This is a genomic window from Paenibacillus sp. SAFN-054 (assembly GCF_051966755.1).
In the GTDB taxonomy this organism is placed as follows: Bacteria; Bacillota; Bacilli; order Paenibacillales; family Paenibacillaceae; genus Paenibacillus_AQ.
Genome location: NZ_JBQCKS010000006.1, coordinates 232,240 through 258,170, shown reverse-complemented (window position 1 = coordinate 258,170; position 25,931 = coordinate 232,240). Strand labels below are relative to the sequence as shown.

Genomic DNA, 25,931 nt, shown 5'->3' with positions numbered 1-25,931 from the left:
ATCGGATCACTCTAGCAACCTTGTTTGGGAGTCTTGCGTCTGGGGAGATGACTTCATACGAAGGAGGCTTCATTCAATGAGAATCGGAAGAAAATCAAAAATAGCGTTCGCAGGCTTGCTTGCCGCAGGGATGCTGCTTCAGACGCCAGCTTTCACGGTTCATGCGGCGGACCATGCGCAAGCTGTGGACCGCAACATTTATAACGGGAAGCTGCAAAGCGGAAGGGTATTCGCTCCGCTTCGTGCGATCGGGGATAAACTGGGCGCCAAGGTGACATGGAACAGCAAGACCAAGACGGCGTCCGTGATGAAGGATGGGGTCACGCTGCAGGTCCAGGTGGGCACGAAGGATATGCAGGTCGGAGACAGAACGATTCATATGGATGTGACCCCTCAAATCGAAGCAGGCACAACCTACCTTCCCTTAAAATACATCGGGGACGGCTTGGGTAATGAAGTGATCTGGTATAAAGACAGCCGCATTGCCTACTTATATGACGGCATTGTACCTGCCATCGGTGTATATGCACAGCCTATTATCGATACGAAAGGTTTTGACCTCCTGAATGAGGCAATCCGCAAAGCAGAGCATATGGCCAACGTCTCTCAAAAGCGCGCCTATCTGAAGCCCTATTTTACGGATACAATGATCAACTCACTGATCAGCAAAGGCGGGCTGAAGCCGACGGCTGCATTCCGGCAGGATTCATCCTCGATGTATTTCTACCCGAGTGAGACCTCTATGAGAATCCATAGAGAAGTGTTCAACGGAGAGGGATACGATTCGGAAGAAAGCCTGTTGGTGAAGAAGGGCAATCAGTGGCTTGTGCATTCGATTGTGTACGATTTTTATGAGATGAGGCCTTAAGGCTGTTTGAATATGAACTAAAGAGCGAAAAACTCCCGGTTCCCGATGCTTACGATTGAGGCTTTTGTCATGCTATTTTCCAAACAAAGGACTATAGACCCATTACAAAACGGCAAAATGCGCCTAAGATAAAAAATGATCAAGCCATTGAACATCAGGAGGAAATCATGAGGAAAAAAGCTTTTGGATGGTTGGTATGTTTATCTTTGGTGCTGTCGTTGTGGGTAAGTCCCGGCACGCCGGCGAGGGCGCTTGGGGCGTACCCGGAGTTGGATGAGATTACGCTGCAGCAGTCGCCGGTATCCATGGGGAAGGGATGGAAGCTCGATACGACGTTTAGCTCCAATGCCCCGTATTCCATGATCCAGGGGAAGAATAAGGAGTATATCGCCGTCGGCCCGTACGGAACGGTGATGAAATCCGCAAACGGAGTGAACTGGGCGGCTTTGTCGAAGTTCGGCAATTATCATCTGACGACGATCGCCTGGGACGGTACGAAGTATGTCATGTTTGGCAGCAATACGGAATACGAAATGGATATTTACAAAAAGCCTTCCGAGGGCTTCGTCTCGCCGGATGGTCTCACCTGGAAGAAAATCAGCTTTAATCCCAAAGAAACGATTCAGAATTTGGAATGGGGTCCTGGCGGCTTTGTGGCTGTCGGTGTGAAGCACATCTTTACGTCGCGGGACGGGGAGAACTGGACCACTACATATACATTAAAAAATCCATATGGCGCCGATGCGCTGAAAGTCGTGAACGGAACGTATTTTGTGAGCAGTTCGAGTGACGGCTACGTGCTCGTCTCCAAAGACGGCCGGAGCTGGTCCGCCAAAACGTATAACAAGGCCGCGAATGTGCGTGACATGGTCTGGACCGGTAACCGGTATATCGGCGTGGGTAACGGCGTGTATACATCCACGGACGGCGTGTCCTGGAAGAAGCTCATGACGCTGCCGAACGGAGCCGGACTGGAGACGATCGTGTACGGCCATAACATGTACGTTGCAACCGGCTACTTGTACTGGGGAGATGAGGGGATTCACAGCGTCGCCTATACCTCGAAGGACGGTACAACCTGGAAAAAGGTCGATCTGGCGCATATCCAAACCCGAATTTACACGCTTTACCCGGTGAAAAACGGCTTTGCCGGCATCGGATCGAATGATATGCAGGACCGGCCAGACGGCACTTTCTCGATCTATACGGCAGACGGGAAAACATGGAGCTACCGGATGATCGGAACCGCGACAAGCGGCGATTTCAGTGCACTGGCAACGAACGGAAAAAGAACTGTCGCCGTAGGCATGTACGGCAGCGTCGTGTATACGGATGACGGCAAAACATGGCGGAGCAGCAATCCGTTCTCCTACAAAGGGAGATTGGGAAGAGCCCATCTGTTCGATGTAGCCTGGGGCGCGAACAAGTTCGTGGCGGCCGGCAACGGCGGCATATACTATTCCGCGGACGGCTCCAGCTGGAAGCAGGCCAACGTCAAATTCTCGGATCAGTACGGCGGTTTGCGCAATATTACATGGGCAGGGAAGTTTTTCGTCGCTTCCGACCAAGTGTACGGCACCTATACGTCCAAGGACGGCGTGAACTGGACCCGGATCGCCAGCGTCAGCGGGGATTGGCTGACCTCCATGATCTATGACGGCAAACGGCTGCTCGCCGCCTTCCGCGTTCACAACTATGATACCGGCCGCGGCACGACCAAAATCATGCAGACGACCGACGGCGTCCATTGGAAGCTCCTGAAGGTGCTCGACCTGGATGAAGCCTTCCTGGCCTGGAACGGCAACACCTATGTGGCTGCCAATCAGTATAATCCGACCAAGTTGTGGATATCGAAGGATGGCACGAACTGGTCGAAGAAGACGACGAACTTGCAGGACGATCAGGACGGATTCAATTTCATCACTTCGTTTGACGGCAGCTTCTATGCCATGTACCAGTCTTACAATGAAATCGCGGAAGATACCGAATATGACATTTACGAGAATTACTATACCTCCAAGGATGGCGTGCAGTGGAGCAAGGTGAAGCTGCCTGATAAGCATCCCGGCGTCAATATTTTCGGTACGGAAATGATGGAGGACGGCATTAAAATGTATGGGAAGTATATTTTTGTAGGTACGTACGGCGAAATCATGTATACGAATCAGCTGTAGCTGGCTTCTCGTACTGACACATGTACCCTCGTTGTATCCATTCATAAACCTGGCGCAGTCTTAAAGCACAATAGGGGCCTATCCTCGGATGGGTTCCTATTGTGTTTTTTGCTTTCTATAGTGCCTAGTTTTTGATGTCCCCCAGCATAGCAGCGGTCGTCTGCACTCCAGTCTCGTGAATTTATTTTTTCCCAAAACGGTACAGGATGTATAGAGCCATATTCATGGTAAAAAATAAGATACTTACCAACGACCGGATGATTGACGATTCCAGGCCGATATGTGACAGAAAAGCATCCAGAGGAGCATGAAGAATGGGCGTTAGCACAAGGAAGAGCGAGGTTCCTAATAAGTGGCCGACAGAGAGCGCACCTTTGCAATGTTTGTGCATAACAAGGGCATTCCAGAGCAAAGGAACGAGTTCGAATAACAAAATACCGATGGCCGCGCCGGCGTACCCGAATCCGGGAATGGCCGTTAAGCAGTAAACCGCAGTCGCCGAACAGGCAAGACCCAGGAGAGAGCCGCGGAAGGGCGCCCTTTTGAGATCGATCGTCCATAGAACCGTTGTCGTTAGTTCCCTCATGCCCGCAATGACCGGAACAAAAGACATCAACCGAATGCCCTTCGCGGCATCTTCGTTTCCAAAAATGAGCGCAGAGAGCTCGTCCGCATGAAAGAAGAGGATCATGGCAGAGCTTAGCCCCCATAACCACCCGATCTCCAGGCAAAAGTTCGAGCGTTCGATAAAATCCTTCCTGTGGTGGCTTTGCCAACTGGCAGACAGTTTGGAGGCAACCGTATAAGACATTGCGGCAGTCACGATGGTAGGCAGGTAAACGATGATCGAGGCCATGCCGAAGATTTCTCCGAACACCGCGACGGCGCCCGAGTGGCTAAGTCCCGATATCTGCAGCCGGTGCGGAATGATGAGTGCATCCAGAAGATCGGATGCCGGCGAAATCAAACGGGTCAGCATAATGGCCAGGGATGACTTCATTAATAGGAATGCTTCGGGTCCAAGGACGGACCACCGCATGGCCGATCTTCGCCCGGAGTGGATAGCGGACGTCGTTTTATTCTTCCAAATCCCAAGAAAACATAATGCGATCAAACCGCCCGTAAACGCACCAAAAGCGGCTCCACCGACGGCGGCGTGAATGCCGCTTTTCATCCAGAGGATAGCCAAGAGCAGCATCGTACCGGCGCGCACCGCCTGCTCGATCAGTTCGGATACGGACGCCTGCATGTAGGATTCGATCCCTTGCAACAAACCGCGGTACAGCTGCAATAAAGGGATAATCACCAGCGCCGGCGTTATGCAGCGGATCGGGAACGACAAACGGTTGTCTCCAAGATAGATTGCAAGATAGGGCGCTATTGCGTAATAAATCGAAGCGGCGAACACACCCAACATGAGGAACGGGACAACCAGACGGTTAAAAAAATGCAGCCCCCGCGCCGCGTTTGTGGCGGTCATGAGTGCCAGCGATGTGGGAAAGCCGCCCACGGTGAGCGTTAGGGCGAATCCGAATATCGAGTACACAATCTGATAAATCCCCGTTCCCTCCGAGCCGAGCAGCCGAAACAATGGGATGCGGACAGCGAGCCCGATCGCTTTGACCAGAAAAATGATGCTTGTGCGCATCACGGTTTGTTTTAGAAAGGAAGGAACCGGCATGTTTTCACCCCAAAAAGACGTTGTCCAAAATTATATGAACGAAGTGGTCAGGGTATGAACTTCTGAGGATATTCCATTTACATGATGGGAAGCATAATGGTTGAATTTTTACCACGATGTTCAGGCTTCAATACCATTGGAAAGGAGATTTTGCTGCCGTGTACCGACTGCTTCTACTGATTGGCATTGCCTTCACCCTCTGCGTATCGCCATCCAATACATATGCGTTTTCCCCCGGGCGGGACGATGATCGCAATAAGATGATGCCATTTCTGGAGCAGTTGTATCAAGACCGCAACCGCCTGCTCATCCATCAGGAGCCGAAGACAATCGAGAAATATTATGCGCTATCCGAGGCTGGGGGACGCCATGTGTATCAAATGGAGGCCAAACGCGCCAAGTACATTCATGCCTGGGTGGAAAAACGCGGGCTGCGGCTTGTCGCCGCTGAACCGCGTATTCGCATTGCCCGCTATAAGGCGAGTGGAGATCAAGCCGTGATTTCTTTGGTCCAATCCACCCGGATTTCTTACAGCTACAAGTCGTCGTCCGTTCCACCGCAATCCTTCGGCATCGGCACCCGGCATGCACTCATCTTAAAGAAGACGGGCGACGGATGGATGGTCAAGAAGGAGTGGTACCTCGATCCGCTGGAGGAAAACCCGGATTTGATACCGGATTCGCCGACCGGCTTTCCGCAGCCTTCATCTGAACACAACGCCCCAACCCAAGAAGCAAGATACAATCGCGAACGCGCCGTCGCTTACGCCAACAAATATGCGGGCATAGCCTGGGGCGCCGGAAACAATAATCGTTACAACCGGAATTATAGGGATTATACGTCGCTTGGGGGAGACTGCACCAACTTCGCCTCCCAGGTGCTCGGCGATAAAGAAGAGGGCGGCGGATTGCCGATGTCGGGTATCTGGCGGTACCGTGGAGGCGGAAGCCAGGCATGGGTGCAGACGGACGCTTTTCAGCGCTTCCTGCTGTACTCCGGCTACGGCCGCTTAGTTGCAAAAGGGACCTTCGAAGACATCACGCGCCCCAGCGACAAGCACCCGCATGGCGCGATCGCCAAGCTGCAGCCCGGGGACCTGATCGGCTACGAGCTGAAGGGAGATACGGATCACTTCTCGATCATCGTCGGGCAGGATGCCAACGGCTATCCCCTGGTGAACTCGCATACGGCGGACCGGTACCGGGTGCCGTTTGATTTGGGGTGGGATAAAACGACGAAGTATGTTTTGGTGAGGGTGAGGTAGGGGGGCTTGTAGGGGCAAGTTGGGGAATTATATAGCGAAAAAATAACCGGGTTGCCACTTGTGGCTTTCCGGTTTTTTGTGGGGGAATTAGGTTTGAGGGTGGATATGTACCAGGCATATGCGTATCATAAAAAATCTAACGCCCAAACCGCAGCAGCAGTATAGGGAATCTGGGTTCTTTGATTAAGGAGATAGGTGTATAATATAGGAAGTATTATCGAAAAAAGAAGAATTAAGAAATAGAATGGAGCATTATTGATGTTGACAGGAGAAGTTCGCAACAAGGTTGATAAAATATGGTCTGATATATGGGCGGGAGGGATCAGTAACCCCCTAACGGTCATTGAACAGCTTACCTATTTAATGTTTATACGTTCCCTTGATGAGAAGGAACTGGAGAATGAGAGATTTGAGGCTTTAAGCGGTGAAGTCATGCCGAAGATTTTCCCGCAGGACGAAGAGGGGCAAGAACTGCGCTGGAGCAAATTCAAAACCAAAGATGCCCGCATCATCTATGATATTGTTGGCACGAAAGTGTTCCCTTTTATTAAAACAATGAATGGAGCGAACATGACGGCTTTCTCGCGTTATATGCAGGATGCCATGTTCCTGATTCCAACACCGCAGGTATTGCAAAAGATGATTACCGGTCTTGATGAACTGTATGAACATGATATTAAGGACCTGGATATGCAGGGGGATCTTTACGAGTACATGCTAGGCAAACTGGCTTCTGCTGGACAAAACGGTCAGTTCAGAACGCCTAAGCATATACGTGACTTGATGGTCCGTCTGCTTGCGCCCACACCAAATGATAAGATCGTTGACCCAGCTTGTGGTACGGCGGGTTTCCTTGTCTCTTCAGCTGAGTATATTCGTGAAAAATTTGAATCTGAGATGACCAGCGAGCAGTGGGAACATTTCTCGGGTGAAATGTTCTCAGGATTTGATACCGATAGAACCATGCTGCGCCTGTCTGCCATGAACTTGATGCTCCATTCCATTAGCCAGCCGCATATTGATTATGTTGACAGTGTATCCAGACAAAATAATATTGTATCTGCATATGATATTGTGCTTGCCAATCCTCCGTTTACCGGAACCGTGGACGCAGAGAGCATCAACGAAAACTTAAGAACCGTTACGGATACCAAAAAGACGGAGCTATTGTTCGTGGCACTTTTCCTTCGTATTCTCCGTAAAGGCGGGCGCTGTGCTTGTATCGTGCCTGACGGCGTACTCTTTGGTTCGACCAAGGCACATAAATCGCTGCGCAAAGAGTTGGTAGAGAATCATCAGCTTCAAGCGGTGATCTCCATGCCTAGTGGCGTGTTCAAACCATACGCAGGGGTTAGCACGGCTATTCTGTTGTTTACTAAGACAGGTGCGGGCGGCACAGATAAAGTATGGTTTTATGATATGAAAGCAGACGGTTATTCCCTGGACGACAAGCGCTCTCCTATTGAGGCTAACGATATCCCGGATATTATTGCCCGTTATCATAACCTTGAAGGTGAAACTGATCGCCAACCGACCGAGTCTAGCTTCATGGTGGACAAGTCTGCGATTGAAGCGAATGACTATGACCTGTCGATTAATAGATATAAAGAGGTTGTATATGAAAAGGTAGAATACGACAAGCCAGAAGTGATCATGGCTCGATTAGATGGACTGAACCTTGATATTGTCTCCAAGATGGAGGAATTAAGGGGGATATTGGGTGAGTAAGTGGAGTATAACAACATTAGACCAAGTAGCAACTATTGTCTCAGGCTCAACTCCGAAGACTTCGGTAGGAGAGTACTGGAACGGTGAACATAATTGGGTTACACCCGCAGAGTTAAATGATACGCGTGTTGTAATTATTGATACTGAGCGGAAAATTACTGAAAAGGCGGTTAAAGACACCAGTCTGAAACCTTTACCAATTGGAACAGTACTACTTTCCTCAAGAGCACCAATTGGAAAGGTTGCTATTGCCGGAGTGGAAATGTATTGTAATCAGGGATTTAAGAATTTAATATGCTCACATAAAATATACAATAAGTATTTATTCTGGTTTTTGAAAGGTAAAACTGAATTCTTAAATTCTCTGGGTAGAGGTGCAACATTCAAGGAGATCTCTAAGACTATTGTAGGGAAAATTGAAATCCCACTCCCACCGCTCAAAATACAAAAGCAAATTGCCAAAACATTAGACACCTCCGCGGAACTGCTTGCCATACGTAAACAGCAGCTTGCTGAGTTGGATAATCTAATCAAATCGACCTATTACGATATGTTTGGTGATCCTGCTATGAATGAAAAGGGTTGGGATCGTTGTTCTATAGGGAAAACCATTAAAGTTATTGAAGCAGGGTGGAGTGCTGACGGTGTTAAGAGACAAAAGGGAAAAGATGAAATAGCTGTGCTAAAAGTTAGTGCAGTTACATCAGGTTATTTTAGAGAAACAGAGTATAAGGTGTTGGATAAGGATTTGAATATAAAAAAATATGTATTCCCTCATAAGAATGATTTATTGTTTAGTAGAGCTAATACAAGAGATTTAGTAGGGGCAACATGCATAATTTTTGATGACTATCCAGACTTAATTCTTCCAGATAAGCTATGGAGAATTGAATTTAAGGGTTTAGCAAACTTCATCTATATGAAATATATATTAAGTGATGACTCAGTAAGAAATAGTTTATCTAATGTTTCAACTGGAACAAGTGGCTCAATGTATAATGTTTCTATGGAGAAATTTAAATCGTTGGTTGTTCCACTTCCGCCTCTCGCCCTCCAAACCCAATTCGCCAACATCGTCACCAAAATAGAAGAACAAAAAGCCCTCGTCAAACAGGCCATAGACGAAACGCAGCATCTGTTCGACAGTCTAATGAGCGAGTATTTCGAATAACGAGCTTATCCTTATCAGTTTCTCTTATTCAATTAATCTCTACCATCATTCTACCCGTGAGGTGAACCCAATGCCTGCAAATTTTGAGTTCTTACTAGGGCAAACGGAATATAAGTTATTTGCTACAGCCTGCATTGAAGCGGAGAGAGTACTTGCTACCTCTCCGGCAATGGCGGCGGTGGGCACCCGCAGGGCTTTTGAGCTTGCTGTGAAATGGGTATACGCTGCAGATAACACCATCACCATGCCATATAAGGATAATTTGCAAGCGTTGATTCATGAACCCACCTTCAAATTCGCGATGGATAACCAGACCTGGGGCAAGCTTTCCTATATTATCAAGCTGGGGAACCTTGCGGTACATACGGATAAGGCGATCAGTAGTAGTGATGCAGTGTTGTCACTGGCAGCTTTATTTGAATTCGTACAGTGGATTGATTATTGCTACGGTGCTAATTATGAAGAGCGCCATTTTGTTGAGGGCAATATTCCGGCCGAGAAGGTAATTCTGGATGAAGCCGGGATTAAAGAGAAAGACAGTTTAATCGAGCAAAAGGAATCTGAGATTGAGGCTCTACGTGCTCAGATCGCGGCAATGAGTGACAAGCTCACCGCTGACAAAGAACAGCATCAGGAAGAGCGCCATTTTACCCCAGAGGATATCTCGGAGTTCCGCACGCGCAAAAAATACATAGATGTAGACCTGAAGCTGCTTGGCTGGACACTCGGTGATGATGTAAGGGAAGAAGTAGAACTGTACGGGATGCCGAATAACGAGGGAAAAGGGTATGCCGACTATGTGCTCTATGGCAAGGATGGCTTGCCCCTGGCGATCATTGAAGCAAAGCGTACCTCTAAAGACCCGAAAATCGGAACCCATCAGGCCAAGTTGTATGCAGATTGTCTGGAGCAAATGACTGGCAAACGGCCAATGATGTTCACGACCAATGGATTCGAAACCAACCTCTGGGATGACATTACCTCCCCTCAGCGTAAGGTGAGCGGCGTGTTCTCCAAGTCAGATCTGCAGAAGCTGATGAATCGGCGAAAAGAACGCAAGGTTTTGGATGAAGTGGTCATTGACGATAACATCACGGACCGTTACTACCAGAAGGAAGCGATTCGAGCCGTTTGCGAAAATATTACGACAGGTCATAGACGATCCTTACTGGTCATGGCGACAGGCACTGGGAAGACAAGAACAGCCTCCAGTCTAACCGATGTGTTGTCCCGTGGAGGGTATGTGACCAATATCTTGTTTCTGGCCGACAGAAAAGCCCTGGTCAAACAAGCGAAGGACGACTTTAAGAACTACCTGCCGGACATGTCACTTTGCAATCTGCTTAACAACAAGGATGACAAGACGGCTCGCATTGTCTTCTCCACTTATCCAACGATGCTGAATGCCATTGATACGGCCAAGAGTGATGATGGCAAGCGATTATTCACTCCCGCTCACTTCGACCTAATTATCGTGGATGAAGCACACCGAAGTATATTTAAGAAATTTCGTACCATATTTGAATATTTTGACGGTATTATTGTAGGGCTGACTGCGACTCCCAAGACGGAAGTGGATCGTAATACTTATGATTTTTTCGAGATGGAGAGCGGCGTGCCGACCTATGCTTATCCCTACGAGACGGCTGTGGAAATTGATCACGTTTTGGTTCCTTATCATAATATTGAAGTTACGACGAAGTTTCTGGAGCAGGGCATCACTTATGAGACACTTTCTGCTGAGGATAAAGCGCGATATGAAGAGGACTTTACAGATGATGATGGCGAGATGCCTGAATTTATCCCTTCTCCAGCAATTAACGATTTTATATTTAATCAGGCTACCGTGGATCGAGTGCTGGAGGATCTAATGACCAAGGGTATTAAAGTGTCAGGTGGAGACCGATTGGGGAAGACGATTATCTTTGCGCAGACCAAAAAACACGCACAGTACATCGTGGATCGATTCAATAAACTGTATCCTCAGTATAATGGTGGATTTTCTAAGCGTATTGTATCCGGTGACAATTACACTCAAAGCCTGATTGATGATTTCAAAATACCCGATAAAAGTCCTCATATCGCTGTCACGGTAGATATGCTGGATACAGGTATAGATGTGCCGGAAATCGTCAATCTGGTGTTCTTCAAGCGGATTCGTTCCAAAACCAAGTTCTGGCAGATGATTGGCCGAGGGACAAGGCTTCGTAAAGATCTATTTGGAGATGGAGAGGACAAGACACTTTTTGTTATTTTTGATTATCTGGGTAACTTCGAGTTCTTCCGTCAACATAAGGAGGGATTGCAGGGGAATGAAGCCTATAGCTTGTCAGAGGCCATTTTTGCTAAGCGGGTCCGCTTAATTCATCATATGCAGCAGTCCGTTTTTATAGATGAACCCTATCAATTGATTCGTGCTGATTTGATAGAAATAGTAATTGGACAAATTCAAGCCCTTAATACGGAATTAGTATCTGTAAAGATGCAGTTGCAATATATAGAGAAATATAAGCATAAGGCGGCTTTTGTCTGCCTGCTAGAGCAGGATCAGTCCAATCTAATTAAATATCTTGCGCCTATTGTCTACATGGATGATACGGACGAGCATGCCAAACGCTTTGATAATTTAATGTATGGCCTAATGCTTGCACAGGCTGAGGAATCGCCACAATACAAGAAGGGAAAGAAACAACTCATAGATGTAGCTACAACCCTATTGCAGCGTGCAACTATAACGGAAGTTAAAGAAAAACTGTCGCTTATCCAAACCATAGGAACAGACGAGTTCTGGGATAGTGCTAATATATTGAATTTTGAAAAAGTGCGTAAAGAGCTGCGATATCTCATTAAATTTATTGTGGATGAAGGCGGTAAGAATCCGATTTATACCAACCTTGCCGATGAAGTTCTTGAAGTCCACGAGGGAAAAGCGATGTATGAGGCATATACCTTTGAGGATTATAAGCTCAAGGTCAACCGCTATATTGAAAAGAACCGGGACAATCTTGTGATTCACAAGCTCCGTAATAATATTCCGTTAACGACGCTGGACTATGAAGCTTTGGAGAAGATCTTTACAGGCGAACTTGGCACCGCAGAGGATTATCAGCGGGAATTCAAGGACACCCCATTTGGTCTGCTGGTGCGAAAAATTGCCAAGCTGGAGTATGAAGCGGCAACGGCTGCATTTTCGGAATTTATTAATGACCAGTCGTTAAATCAAGGGCAAATTGTCTTTGTTAAAAAGGTTATTGATTATATTGTCCAAAACGGATATATCGATAATGTGTCTGAACTGGTTAAGCCGCCTTTTGACAAGCCGCAGAGTTTCATCAAGCTGTTTGACGGGACGAAGCAAAAAAGACTGGTAGAGATGGTTACACAGATTAAAGAAAATGCTGTGAAGATCATCGGATAATCGCTAGACAGCGATTCATCGTAGTCTAGCTTTCCATACTATAGAAGCTGTTCATGCTGATGGATAGGCTACACTAAGTTGGACAGAAAAATAAGGGCTTGTAGAATAAACTTATCAAGCAAAGTGGCGGAACTCTACCCTCTACAAGCGAAACGATCGAAAGGCACGCAGGTTCGCTAGGTGAAAACAGATGCAGCAGATGCATGGCATTTAGCTGAGATATATTACCGAGGGGACGTTAAGGCGCACCGTGAGTGGGAAGAATCCTACACCGAGCTTCAACAACTGACGAGGCAACATGAGTTTGTATCCGCGATTTACGTGCAGGCCAAGTTAAATAGCAGAGCTTTGCTTGAGCAAGTGTTTCCGGACTTTATCGGGGTATTTCATAATCTATATGCGATCACATCATTGAAAGTGCTAGAGCGATGTTTGGATAACAGGATCGAAGATGTGGGAGATCTCATCCGTGAATGTGTAGGTAAGTCCTATTCAAAAGGATGGATTACTGAGAAAACGAAACGGTTGAATAAACTCATGGATTGGAAAACCCAAGAGAGGAGTCAATCCGAGACCATAGCGTTGACTAGCATGGTCTCTCTGCTGCTTGAATTCGACAAACAGTTAACTTGTTTGGAAATGCAGATGGAAGAACTGGCTAGGGAGTTGCCTGAAGTGGAATTGGTTAAAAGTATCCCAGGCGTTGGGAACAAGCTGGCGACAGCCATCGTGGGCAGAGCTCGGTGATGCAAGCCAATTCAAGGATGCGAAGCAACTTGTAGCTTACGCAGCATTAGATCCATGAATCTACAGCTCAGGAAAGTTCACAGCTACATACAACTGGATCACGAAACGAGGCTCGAAAAGACTACGCTGAGCTCTGTATTTTGCCGTACAGTGTGGAATTCGCAGAGGTGTAAACCGCAGGATAAGTGATTACTACGACAAGTAAAGGAAGGAGGGCAAGCCCTACAAGGTGGTCGTAATCGCTTGCGCCAACAAGTTTCTCCATCACATTTATGCCATCAGCACTACTTCCTTTAAAATATCTACTTGCATCTTCAAACGTTCATTCTCTTTTCTTAAGGCCAACAATTCATTCTCCTCTGATGTTCGATTTGCTTTCAGTGAATGTACCTCTGTTTAATCCATCGATCTAACGCAGATCCTGTAAGCTTATATTCACGAACAATATCTGCTCTTGATTTTCAGTTTTCATTCAATTGAACCATCTGTCTTTAAAAATCCTCAGTAAATGTACGTCTTTCTCTTGGCATAGTAGATCCACTCCTTGATGTATTGTACTTATTCTACTAGCCCTTAATTTTCATGTCGAACCTAGTGTAGCTGGTCCAACCGTCTTCTTTTCTTTTTTAGGAGGGACAAATTTAATCGAGTTTGTTAGCCCATCTCGACTGATTCCAGAGTTTGACTTAAGATCACCTTTTAGGGGTGATTGTGAGGTCACTTTAAGTCACCATTGCAGGAGAATTTGATAGGAAAATAGAACTAATTATTTTGGAATAGATAAATAATACAGCGAGGTAGCAAAGCATGCTCCACTTTGAGACAATTATAGGTAATATTAAAAATTTACTGGATGGTAGTAATGGGCTGAGTGAACGTGAAGTATATGATCAATTAAATGTTGATGGATTAACTAAAACTGAACTAAAGGTGCTTCTTAAGTTTCAATTAAATAAGAAATGGAAACTATATGAGGGGAAATATTTAGGCCTCAGCGACCAATCTGAAAAAGACCTTTATAAGTATTATAGAGAGCTGATAGAGAACAACAATAAAGAGGAAGCATATGAGATACTGATTAAGCTAAATATTTACTTCCCGGAAAAACAAGAATACTTAATCGAACGTGCTTTAATGGCTAAAGAGTTGAATAAACAGGAGCAATCCGAGTTATGGGTCCAAGCCATGGATAGGCTAAATACAACGACTGGAAAAAATCGTAACGTTATCCATGCACACTTTTCTTCCAATTCTCCAGGAAAAAAGTTTTATTTCGTCAGGTTAGGGGTATTTAGGAAAATTCCTTTCGTCGTTTCATTCACGGATCCGATAACTCATAGGATTCTAAACTTCTATATTCTACCGGCTGCATTACCACCTGAAAATTTGTTGTCCGAGCATAAGGTGAGTGTGGAATTGTTAGTTTCTGCACAATCCGAAAAAGATGCGATGAACGATATCATTAAAAAAGTAGATAATTCCAGTTTGATATTTGAAACTCGATATGAGAAAGAAATTTTTATTGAGTGGTTGATTAGAAATAATATTTCTTTACCAGGTTTAATCATATCTCTAGAAGACATATTCGATTTATTTGGACTTAGTTATGTTTCTATGTTTGCTCCCTCAGAGGTATTGGAAAATTATATAAAAATTGCAAACCTGTATTTTAATGATCCTGAATTTTCATGGATGAAAAATTATGAAGATGATTATGTAGAGTTGAATTTTATAAATCGTTATTCGCCAAATTTAAATGTGACGCCACTTATAAATAATGCTAAATCGGTCATTAAGAAATATACAGTTCCTGAAGATATAAGTCCAGTACTCGGTATCGGTGGAATTCTCACGAAGAGTGGATATATTTTTCGGGAAACTCAGCTAAGATTATCAGATGATGTGTACGAAAATATGAAAAAGGCTGGAATATTGATCGCCGATGCACCAGCAGGGATCGGTAAGTCTTTTGCTTATTTAGCCGCGTCTTTGCTGAAGATTAATAACGGTGAAAAAATAATTATAAGTACTTTTACGAAGAGCTTACAAAATCAAATTATTACTAAGGACATTCCTTCTTTCTTTAATAAATTCGAATTACCTATAAAGACTGTACAGCTTCAAGGAATAACAAATTATATATGTCTTGATAAAGTTAAATTAAATAAAGGTTATCAATTTCTATTGTATTGGATTAATCAAAACGGAAAATCACTTATTTCAGAAATTCCAAATACTATTTTGGAATCTACCGATCGACAAAACCTCTCGGTAAATCATTCGGAATGCGCAAAGGAAAATTGCCCTTCATTTAATAAGTGTTTATATTTCAAAGACATTAAACAAATCAACTCAGCGGATATAGTGGTAACCAACCACTTTAGTCTTTTTAATGCTCTCTCAAATGCTGAAAACAAAATACATTTGATAATTGATGAAGGGCATCATGTTATTGAAGCTATAATGGACGCGTTCTCCTTTGTTTTCAGCCCAAATGAAATTGTAAAACAGCTTGAACGATTCGAGTCTATAATAAGTGACTCATTACGAAAAAAATTAATAAATGCCGTCAAGGTAATGGCGAACAATTTAGATGCATTATTTCAACAGTCCTCTGAAGGAGAAAATTATTCAATCGAAATTCTGGATCCTGAAGAGATACTGTCGCCGGTGTTGAGTCTGGAAACAGATTTAAGAGATTTATTCGAAAGATTGGAAGAACTGAATGAATCGAACGAATTATTTGAATTACTTCTTCGTTTTCTCAAGCATCAGAATTATCACTTTTTTGTAATACGTGATTCTCTCGATAGTAGTTATATCAAGGCGGTACGAAAACGGTTTATTAATACTTTTAATGACCGTTTAAAAGAATCGACCGCATCCATAACGATGCTTTCCGCAAGTATGATTTTAAAAGGTTGGGAAGACAGACATGCAAAGCTGTTAGGCTTTGACAAACCTGATTTAAAATCATATCCGGCTCCCTTTGATTATAGAAGGCATTCAATCATTCTATTACCCTCTGACATTTATTCTTCCAATGATCGTAAAGAATCAATTGTTGAGCGAAGTGAAATAATTGTAAAACTTGCTCAAAAATTGAATGGTCGAACGCTCGTGCTGTTTAACTCACGGTTAAGGATGGAGAGTTATAAAAGTATTATTCAACCGATGTTAGAGGAGATCGGCTTAACTTTATTGCCTGCAAATGATGAAGATACTATTACTCACATAAATGATTTCCGAAAGGCTGGATCAGGCCATGTACTATTTGGATTAAGAACCTTGTGGGAAGGAATTGATATTCCAGGTAATGCTTTGCAATGCGTGGTTATCGAATCTTTACCATTTAAGCACCCATCTGATCCACTTATTGCCGTGGAAGCTAAGTTAAATGGTTCGGAAGAAATGTTTGAAACATCATTGTTGCCTGACGCCGCGGGTACTTTTCTACAAGGGTGCGGCCGATTATTACGGACGGAACTTGATAAGGGGATCATTGTAGTACTTGATAAAAGAATTCAATATAAGCGCTATGCGGAACAGATACTGGCGGTTTTACCTGAATATCCGATTATACGTGACTCAATAAAAAACATATATAAACAAGTAGACCGTTTTTTTCAGAATGATAACCAAACCGTATATGATGAAACCGACTTCGAAGAGTGGACTTTGGACGGCGTTAAATTAAAGCCAGAAGATTATTATAATGCTAGAAGTAAAATCCTTTCTTTCGCTCAACAAAGATTTCGAATCAATCGGCTAAAGACATGGCAAGAAAATGTAATAGAGAAGGTTTTTACAGGGGAAGATATAGTTTGTATAAAGGAAACCGGGGCAGGCAAGTCTTTATGCTACCAACTTCCCGCCTTGATGCGCGACGCCTTGAGTGTCGTAGTAACACCTATAAACTCGTTGATGCGCGATCAGGTGATGAATCTAAGGGAACTCGGCTTTGCAAATGTCGGCTATTTAGCCGCTGATCAAGACGAGTTTGAAAGACAAGATACTGAATATCGTTTGAAAAAAGGAGAAATTCGGCTTCTATACGTTTCTCCGGAAAGATTGACCAGAGAACGATTTAAGGAACTGGTCAAGTCAAATATCTTGGGCTCCTTAATAATAGATGAAGCACATTGTATCTCACAGTGGGGGCACAGTTTTAGACTGGATTTTCTAAGCATCGGCCAGTTTTATAAGGATAACTATTTCGTTAATTGTGCTGCTTTTACCGCTACGGCACCGACTCATGTTTTGAACGATATTTCGATGAAACTAAGTTTACCAAATCCAACAATTATCAATAGATTAGATGCTAGAGAAAATTTACATTTCTCGGTTTTGGATTTTAGCATGATGAATAGGTTTGAATTGTTTGGTGAAAAAATCAGTGTTCTTTTGCAAATGTTGAGCGATATCACTGGTGCAGTAATAGTCTATACATCTACAAAAATTGATGCCGAACGACTTAGTAAAGTCCTGAATGATAAGGGAATTCTGTCGGCCTCTTACCATGCGGGCATGGAATCCGAGTCTAAAAACTTGGTTCACGAACTATTCCGAGAAAACGGTTTAAAGGTGGTCGTTGCAACCGTGGCTTTCGGGATGGGAATCGACAAGAGTGACGTGCGAGCTGTAATCCATTTTGATATTCCAGGATCACCGGAGGCGTATTATCAGGAGGCCGGTAGGGCGGGCAGAGACGGGCAGAACGCGCAATGTGTGTTGATGTACCATCCGGATAACGAAAGGACCCAAAGGCATTTCATTAACGAAATAGTTTGTACTCACGAACAGGTGGAGGATTTTGTAAAGAAGATACGAGAAGATGGTTCTCGGTTTTTCACACATGATCAATTAAATGAGATACAGGAAAAAGAAGTTATGATTTTAAATTATCTGACCATTAACAAGTCCCTACGGAGAATACAGGATGTTCCTAAAACGATTACTCTTAAAAATCGTATGTTGATGGCCGAACTTTACCCTGAATATTTTCAAGATAACATGTGGCTAAAAGAAAATGTAAACTTGGATTTTTCGGTGTTTAGAAAATATGTTGATGACCCGAACGTTATAAAAAAACTCATTCGAGAGTGGCTTGGCAAATCACTAATAGAGGCCAGTGGTTGGGGGAACTGGTATGAACCTATTAAGGAAATGACACTCAGTGCGGTCGTTGATTCTTTTCCTTTCAAAGAACTTGAGGAAATTCAAGCTAGATCAAGAGATTCTTTCAGCAAAGTATTGGAGTATGTCAATAATAAATCGGAATGTCGTTATCTGGGTCTTAGTAAATACTTAGGGGCAAAGAATACCACATCCTGTGGACAATGTGATATTTGTAAATCGGCTGCATTTCCTATATTAGAGAAACAACGCTCAAAGCACTATAACAAAAAACAAGTAAAACGTGAAATTATATCATTAATTGAAAGGTTTAACGGAAGATCTGCAAAATCATATCTCATCAATGCTTTGGTAGGAGAAGCACGCAATCATATTAGGCCTGAACACCGATCGGACGTAAGCTTTGGAGCTTTAAGCATGTACACATATCAAGAGGTCAACTCCGTGATGACGGAGTTAATCGAGGAAGGAATTATAAGTTCCGGAGACCAATACCTATCGCTAACAACGCTTGGTCGAAATTTATTGAATGATCACACTAAGGGGGAATAGTCGTTGACGCTAAAAGAAAAAAGGCTTCGTCCACATTCCCCTATTTCCATGTTAAGTCTGTTATGTAACGGCGGCTTTGACAAAATTGCAAAACAAAAAATAAGAAACCAGTTATACATCCGTCCATATACTGATAGTGATATTTATGCGGATGCTGAAGGTGATTTGGAATCAAAGCATACTTTGGAAGTTCCGATTTTACTAAGAACTTTATTTCATGTGCCGGATAAATATGAGAGAAAAATCGAAAGTTGGTACCCTATTCGCGCCTTTATGGAAGGGTTCTCCTTTATAATTTCACCTCCCGAAATTAAAAAGGGATTTATATTGGAGGATTCAAGGGTTAAGGAATGCTTTTACTTATCAGGGTTGCCTTGCCAAAAATTGTCTATAGTAACCGACAGTTATGAAAGATTCACTCTGTCACGAAGAAAAAAAGGGGTTTGGGAAGGGCTTGATCACCTAGTAGATCGGTTTGGTTTGACTGGTGGTGAAAGGATCGGTTTTGCGCTTACCGTTAAGGGGCAGGTTTATTTTGAAGTAATTGATAGAGATCCTTTTTGGTGGAATTGGAGCGATTTTTTAAATAAGATACATTTATGTAGATCATCTAGAGAGGTCGCTTCTTTACTACAAAAACAAGGGATAACGAATACCGATTACCAGATAAATGAGATCATATTAAAGGGGTTATATGAGTTAGGACTATCATATAATCTGTGCCAACGAGTGATTAGGGATTTGAAGGATCTAAATACGGCAGTCATTAAGTCTATTAATGGTGGGAAAATCGGCGATATAGATGCGGGCGGATACGCTACTACATCTTATACGGAAGTCGAGAGGAGGGGTGATAGTACATTTATGGGCTCGACCGAAGATTTGTTGGCGGAATTAGTTAAAAGATTTAATGTTCAAAATGAAGAAAATGAACGACTACGTGAAGAAAACCGTAAGTTAATTGAAAAAGTAGATGCTTTAGAGAATTTGAAGAAGTTTCCTGTAGAGGGAGGAGTTTTCCGAGGTCCCAAGGAATCCTTTGGGGAAGTGGATAAGTCCCAACTGGAGAGATTTTCGGTACTGTATCAAAAGAACGGCGCGTTATTGACTTACCTTACAAACATATTAGCTATGGCTGGCGATGAAGGCTTGGAAGCCGAAGATTTATTGGAACTTGCATATACGTATTACTCGATAAATCAAACGGAATTGGAACGAATAATCGACTTATATCCCTTCTTCATAAAAAGAGGAGAAACAATAAGCATAGATCCGCAAATCCATTTCGATATATTTACTTTTATTCCGGAGAATATCGCCGAGATAACTAGTCAAAATACCTTAGAATCAAGGGATATGCCCCAAACGGAAATTAAATTAAATCAGGAATATACCGCGGAAGAAATACTGGATTCGTTAAATTTGGAACGTGTTATGAATGAAAATTTAGAGGATGAGATAATTAAGGATTTACATGATCATTTTCAAGTGTTAGTCGGAGAAAAACGATATTCGGTTTTAATAGAACTCGAGGCAATGGTTAGAGATTTGTTTTTAATTGATTTGCAACATAGTTTATTTTTCAGACGATGTCTCCTGCTGCTATCAGTCGCTTTTCTTCTTGATAATAATAAAATGAGATCCGAAGCATATTGGGACAAATACCTAGGTACTTGTAAAGTTATCAACGAGACTGATAGTGAGAATTTGATTCTGGCGTTGCAACTATCATTTATTCTTGAGACGGATGATTCTTTCTTTGATATCATTGGCCGCGAATCAATGGAAAGCTTTAATGGAATTGAATTAGAGCTGTATAAACTAGTCTATGATATAAACAATGAAAGCGAGCCTTCTCCCGATTTACATAGAAAATTCGAACGAGCTTTGGATAGATATCGTGAGTCTATTATGACGGATAAGAAAAAATATATTGATCTGCATCATGAATACATTGAAACCATTAAGATTTCTATTGAAATGGAAGCGGGGAACTAGATATGTCTATCAATAGGTTTCATGAATTGAAATTGTCGGAATACTTGGTTGGAAAAATTACCGAAAAAGCTTCCGGTAAAAATCATAATTATTGCTACTTCGACAGACCTAGAAATAAATATTTCGCAGGTTCATTATCAGTTGTTAAACAGGATGATGCTGGGCAACCGATCGAGGATCATTTTAGTAGACGAATAGCACCTAATGCAGTAGGTATGGATATTAAAATAGCTCTTAATGAGAATACCCCGATTATTAAGGTTACCCCCCAGTTTTCCATATATTATAGGGTTTTTCCCACATTTGCGGAACAGTCGGAGATGCTCGAGTTGCAAAGTATAGAGCAGGCGGACGAAAATGAAAAAGCAGAAGAAGATGAAGAAAAGGAAAAAGACGAGTTTTTAATTAAATTTAAAAGACTGTTAATTACATGTGAACCCGTAGAGATAAATCTTATAGATGATGTTGAAGAACGAATGCATAAGATTGGATTGGCCGACTATATTGGGGATATGCATAATGATCCGGATGTATTTCGTTCAAAAAATAAGGGGAAACATCAAGTGCCTAGTTTTTTTAATTCTGGAGAATATGATCGATTTATACAGGCTTTAAAGGAAAAGTACAGCGAGGTGAATCTCCCCGATTGGAATATTTCCCTTCACTTTAAGAAAAAGAAGGTAGCGGACGGTGAATACCAATTATCCGTTCTTCTCCGAAACGATACCCCTGATGAAGGCAAAAACGAAAAAAACTACATTGACGGTTATATTTTTGAGGCTCAAATTGAGGTGGAATTAGGTTCAAATGAACCGTTATTTTTTGAATTTGATGCAATACCGGAAGACTATAGATATGACAAGACACTAGTCGGTTACGGTCAAAACTGTGCCGTCGAATATAACAGCCTGACAAAGACATATAGAACTGAGTTCACCCCAATTTATTATCAAAAGTTGTATGTCACCAGGAACAAGGTGAACGCAGGCTTTAAGGAACTTTCAGAAGATCCGATTCCGGTGTTGGAAGAAATTTATAGAGCTATGGATAGTTATTATCATAATTGGATTGATCAAGCGAAATCGGACCTATCTGAGATTGATTATGCGATGGCTGAAGAAAAAGTAATGGAAGGTAAAGAAAAGTTTGCGGATGAAATGCGGAGATTTAGAAGAGGGATCCAGCTAATTAAAGACGATTCCAAGCCTTTGGTTAGAAAGAGCTTTATGCTTATGAACGAAGTTTTCAAACGGCAAGATGAATCCAGAAAGAAGCCGTACATGTCTTGGAGATTATTTCAAATTGTATATATTGTATCAATTATACCGGATATCGTTTCAAGAGAGTACTCGGACGTTGAAAACGACTCTCCGATGGTGGATGTACTATGGTTTCCTACCGGCGGAGGTAAAACAGAAACTTACTTGGGTTTAGTATTATTCAACGCTTTTTTCGACCGTTTGAGAGGTAAGAAGGCAGGGGTCACGGCATGGACGCGCTTTGCATTAAGACTACTAAGCTTACAACAGATTCAGAGAATCGCCGATACTTTAGGTCAAGCGGAGTTAGTAAGGAGAGAAACTGACGGAATAAAGGCATCCGATAATGAGGCTTTCTCTGTAGGTTACTTGGTAGGGGAAGGTAACACTCCAAATTCTTTAACTAAATATAACGACGATCGCAGATCATATTATCAACAAAATCCCGATTTGATGCAAAAGTTTAAAATTATTACGAAATGTCCGTTTTGCAAACAATCTTCCATCTATATGGACATTTTATATGAAGAAGCAAGGATCGTGCATCGTTGTACAAATCCGGAATGTAAAGAAGATGTATTACCTATTTTTGTAGTCGATAACGAGATATACCGGTATCTTCCCACTATGATAATCGGTACGGTGGACAAGTTGTCTGCTGTCGGTAATCAAAGGAAGTTTGCGCACTTATTCGGTAAAGTGACGCATAAATGCCCGCAACACGGTTATTTGTCCGTTGGGGAATGTACCGAAAAGTACGGCTGCAAGTTAAGAAAGACCGACTTTAAACCGGTCGTACTAAAGGACCCGTCACCTTCGTTACAGATACAAGACGAGTTACATCTACTTAAAGAGGGATTGGGGACTTTTAATTCCCATTATGAAACATTTATCGATTATATCCAGCAAGAAGCACAGAACGGTGCACGACAAAAAATAATCGCTGCTACAGCAACAATAGAAAATTATAACAACCAAATTAAACATATGTATAGGAGAACCGCCCGTCGTTTTCCCGAATCCGGCCCTATATTGGGAGAGTCTCTGTATGCCATGACTTTAAAAGACGAGGTTCATCGCATATTTGTCGGGGTTATGTCGCATAACAAAACCCATATAAATACAATGATAGAACTCTTGCAAATGTTTCATAAAGAAATACAGACTCTTAAGTCAGATCTCAGACTTGTGAACGGGATTAACGGGCTCCAAGATCTCACGGAAGGTGACATTAACAAGCTTTTATTACTGTATGAAGTTTCTTTGACTTACCTTTTAACAAAGCGCGAAGGAGACCGGCTGGATCAGAGTATTGAAGGACAAGTCACTTCATATCTTCACAGATATAAGTTAAAGGCTCTGCACAATAAATCATTAACAGGAAGTACTAATTTTGACGAAGTGGCGGGTATACTTAATTTACTCGAAAATCCCCCGGAGGATGAGGAGTCGCGTATTACTTCTGTAACTGCAACCAGTATGATATCCCACGGTGTCGACGTTGCTAGATTTAACTTTATGATTTTCTTCGGGATGCCTACTCAAACTGCGGAGTATATCCAGTCGAGTAGCCGTGTAGGCCGTTCGCACGTCGGTATCGTGTTAGTTTGTTTTAATCCAAATAGGGAAAGAGATCAGAGTCACTACCACTTTTTTAAGAAGTATCATGAGTACCAAGACAGGCTGGTCGAGCCGGTACCGATAAATAGATGGTCGAAGTTTAGCATTAAAAAGACATTACCGGGCCTCTTCACTGCAGTTTTATTGAACATATATTATTATGACCATCAAAAGAACCTATATTTCGCGGAAGAAGCTAGAAAGCTGATAGAAGACGGTAAACTAACTGAAGAAAAAGTTATCGATCATCTAAATCGTTCATATGGAATCGGGGATCCTGGAAGCGAAGATTTTAAATTTGAAATAGAACAAATGGTTCGTAAGTTCTTCAACCAATTGCGTAACCCGAAACAAAATTTCACGTCCGATTCAATTAACCCGAAACCAATGAGAAGCCTGCGTGATATTGACGAGCCGGTGGATTTTAAGATTGGTCGTGAAACCGACTCGTTATTCAGAACGATCGAGAGAGAGGGACGTAGAAATGGATAGAGGTAAAATTCAAGTATTATTTCATTTTTTGCCAGGTAAAACGTTTGACTGGGAAAAAGGGATCGCAATATGCAAAGTGTCTGAAATTGAAGGAAATGAAAATAAAACGATAAGTAAAAAGTATGTCCTCGAAGAGGCGGCAAAGGTGATTGGTGGATGGCCGCAAGAGAGAAGGAGGTTTTTTCCGGATTTCAAAAATACGGATTCTTATATTTTAGTGGAACCTGAAAGGGTTATTGCGGATGTTTTCCCGCTTCTTTTTGAATGCAAGGGATGTAAGAGAGTCAAGCAATTCACTAGCGCTCAAGATTTCCGTAATCAGGGCAATACTTTAACCTGCAATAAATGCGGTCAAGCTATGATTCAAATTCATCATGTATTGGTTCATGAGTGCGGTGAAATTGCACCGTTATACGTTCCGTCTTGTCCTGTTCATGGAAAAGATGACATGATGTTGGACGATAGAGGAAGTCAAACTTACAGCAATTTCAAATGGGTATGCAAGGTATGTAACAACCCGGTTAATACCGGATTAAATCGCAGTTGTACGTGTACTTATAAGAATTTGAAAAATAAGAGAATGGTTCCCGCTGTCCACAGATCGAGTAACGCTTATATACCTCAAAATATAACTTTGGTGAATATTCAAGATGATAAGCTAGAAGCGTTGCTTAAAGATGAAAGTCATCCTGAAATATTGCTCGCCGCGCATCTCGGCCTATTTAATCATCCGAATACAAAGGTTGCCGAGCTACTGGCAGACGATAATAGTAGCAGCAGCACCCACGTTGAAGAGTTAATGAGGATGATCCAGTCTTTACCGGAGTCGATGAGGGCCGGCCGTCTGGAAATGTTGGAACAGTTAAAAAATGATATTTCAACAAATAGCATTAGTGAACGACAAAGGATTATTAACGATATAAAGGCCATCATTAATGATTGGATAATCAGCCAGAGTGCAGTAAAAGAATTACTTGAATTTGTTTACCCTATGGAGAATTATTCAATAGTTACATTTGAAAAATTAAAGGAACAATTCTTATCAAAGTATCCTGAAGAACTTCCTAGAATTGATAAGTATAAAAATGAAGTTGCAAAAAGAGGCTTTTCACGAATCGAACTGATTCAAAATTTTCCCGTTCTAAATGTCATGTTGGGATACACCAGACTGGAAAGAGATAAGGATAGTTCGGTTATACGTTCCTTTCCTAATATGGATGGAAAGCAGCCTTTTTACATCAACTCACTAGAAACGGAAGCGATAATGTTTACACTAGATCCTCTGAGAGTGATGGAATGGCTGGAGCGGAATAATCCCAACTTTAAATACCGAGGTGTTAGGGATAATAAGCACGTAAAAGCTTGGTTTGTGCAGAACATATCGGAAATAGATAAATTCGGAGAAGTTAGCGAAGCGACCGCGATTTCCCAGCAAGTCATCGGCTTGGTACACAGTATGAGTCATTCACTTATTCGGCAAGCATCAGTATTAAGCGGTTTCGATAGAGGAAGTATGAGTGAATATTTATTTCCTAAGATGCTTTCGTTCGCAATTTATGCGAATAGCCAACAGGCTGCTACAATGGGCGGTATGCATAGTATGTTTGAGCAAAGTCTGGAAAAATGGTTGCGTGATACTTATATCAACTGTAATAAATGTGTTTATGATCCAGTTTGTCACGAACATAATGGAGCTTGTCACTCGTGTTTGTATTTAGCCGAAACCAGCTGTAGGCATGCCAATAGGACTCTTTCACGAAATTTATTATTCGGTGGGACGGCTGATAACCATTTGATCGATGTGGGTTATTGGGAGATGTAA

The 25,931-nt window shown here is 42.7% G+C and carries 12 protein-coding genes; 11 read left to right on the top strand and 1 reads right to left on the bottom strand.

Annotation, left to right across the window (positions count from 1 at the left end; genetic code table 11):
* The first annotated feature begins 76 nt into the window (after nucleotides 1–76).
* Nucleotides 77–868: a copper amine oxidase N-terminal domain-containing protein gene (locus ACTHPM_RS24105; protein WP_440397399.1), complete on the top strand. Its 792-nt coding sequence runs from the start codon at nucleotides 77–79 to the stop codon at nucleotides 866–868.
* A gap of 191 nt (nucleotides 869–1,059) precedes the next feature.
* Entirely contained in the window at nucleotides 1,060–3,042 is a 1,983-nt protein-coding gene (locus ACTHPM_RS24100; RefSeq protein WP_440421708.1) for a WD40/YVTN/BNR-like repeat-containing protein, read from the top strand.
* A 181-nt stretch (nucleotides 3,043–3,223) separates the two neighbouring features.
* Here ACTHPM_RS24100 and ACTHPM_RS24095 read toward each other — a convergent pair whose 3' ends face one another.
* Nucleotides 3,224–4,723 (bottom strand): oligosaccharide flippase family protein, encoded by a 1,500-nt coding sequence (locus ACTHPM_RS24095; protein ID WP_440397401.1) that lies wholly within the window; start codon nucleotides 4,721–4,723, stop codon nucleotides 3,224–3,226.
* Nucleotides 4,724–4,839: 116 nt separating this feature from the next.
* On the opposite strand from ACTHPM_RS24095, the gene ACTHPM_RS24090 reads away from it, so the two are divergent.
* The 9 genes from ACTHPM_RS24090 (at nucleotide 4,840) to ACTHPM_RS24050 (ending at nucleotide 25,931) form a co-directional block, all read left to right on the top strand.
* Nucleotides 4,840–5,988 carry an amidase domain-containing protein gene (locus ACTHPM_RS24090; protein ID WP_440397402.1) on the top strand — a complete coding sequence of 383 codons (1,149 nt, stop codon included), beginning with the start codon at nucleotides 4,840–4,842 and terminating at the stop codon, nucleotides 5,986–5,988.
* Between the two features lie 258 nt (nucleotides 5,989–6,246).
* A complete protein-coding gene (locus tag ACTHPM_RS24085) occupies nucleotides 6,247–7,716 on the top strand; it encodes a type I restriction-modification system subunit M (RefSeq protein WP_440397403.1) in 1,470 nt (489 codons plus the stop codon).
* On the top strand, nucleotides 7,709–8,887 hold the full coding sequence (locus ACTHPM_RS24080) for a restriction endonuclease subunit S (RefSeq protein ID WP_440397404.1): 1,179 nt from the start codon (nucleotides 7,709–7,711) through the stop codon (nucleotides 8,885–8,887). The genes ACTHPM_RS24085 and ACTHPM_RS24080 overlap by 8 nt, the downstream gene beginning before the upstream one ends.
* A 70-nt stretch (nucleotides 8,888–8,957) precedes the next feature.
* Entirely contained in the window at nucleotides 8,958–12,305 is a 3,348-nt protein-coding gene (locus ACTHPM_RS24075) for a DEAD/DEAH box helicase family protein (protein ID WP_440397405.1), read from the top strand.
* Between the two features lie 180 nt (nucleotides 12,306–12,485).
* Nucleotides 12,486–13,052 (top strand): IS110 family transposase, encoded by a 567-nt coding sequence (locus ACTHPM_RS24070; protein WP_440397406.1) that lies wholly within the window; start codon nucleotides 12,486–12,488, stop codon nucleotides 13,050–13,052.
* 807 nt (nucleotides 13,053–13,859) lie between these two features.
* Nucleotides 13,860–18,740: a RecQ family ATP-dependent DNA helicase gene (locus ACTHPM_RS24065; protein WP_440397407.1), complete on the top strand. Its 4,881-nt coding sequence runs from the start codon at nucleotides 13,860–13,862 to the stop codon at nucleotides 18,738–18,740.
* Between the two features lie 3 nt (nucleotides 18,741–18,743).
* Nucleotides 18,744–20,738, top strand: a complete 1,995-nt coding sequence (locus ACTHPM_RS24060) for a hypothetical protein (RefSeq protein WP_440397408.1) — start codon at nucleotides 18,744–18,746, stop codon at nucleotides 20,736–20,738.
* Nucleotides 20,739–20,764: 26 nt separating this feature from the next.
* Entirely contained in the window at nucleotides 20,765–24,109 is a 3,345-nt protein-coding gene (locus ACTHPM_RS24055) for a helicase-related protein (RefSeq protein WP_440421707.1), read from the top strand.
* A complete protein-coding gene (locus tag ACTHPM_RS24050) occupies nucleotides 24,102–25,931 on the top strand; it encodes a hypothetical protein (protein ID WP_440397410.1) in 1,830 nt (609 codons plus the stop codon). The genes ACTHPM_RS24055 and ACTHPM_RS24050 overlap by 8 nt, the downstream gene beginning before the upstream one ends.

Bases quoted from the DNA above. Each gene is read 5' to 3' on its own strand.
- ACTHPM_RS24105 (WP_440397399.1), top strand. From the start codon at position 77: ATGAGAATCGGAAGAAAATCAAAAATAGCGTTCGCAGGCTTGCTTGCC.
- ACTHPM_RS24050 (WP_440397410.1), top strand. From the start codon at position 24,102: ATGGATAGAGGTAAAATTCAAGTATTATTTCATTTTTTGCCAGGTAAA.
- ACTHPM_RS24075 (WP_440397405.1), top strand. From the start codon at position 8,958: ATGCCTGCAAATTTTGAGTTCTTACTAGGGCAAACGGAATATAAGTTA.
- ACTHPM_RS24085 (WP_440397403.1), top strand. From the start codon at position 6,247: ATGTTGACAGGAGAAGTTCGCAACAAGGTTGATAAAATATGGTCTGAT.
- ACTHPM_RS24090 (WP_440397402.1), top strand. From the start codon at position 4,840: ATGTTCAGGCTTCAATACCATTGGAAAGGAGATTTTGCTGCCGTGTAC.
- ACTHPM_RS24065 (WP_440397407.1), top strand. From the start codon at position 13,860: ATGCTCCACTTTGAGACAATTATAGGTAATATTAAAAATTTACTGGAT.
- ACTHPM_RS24095 (WP_440397401.1), bottom strand. From the start codon at position 4,723: ATGCCGGTTCCTTCCTTTCTAAAACAAACCGTGATGCGCACAAGCATC.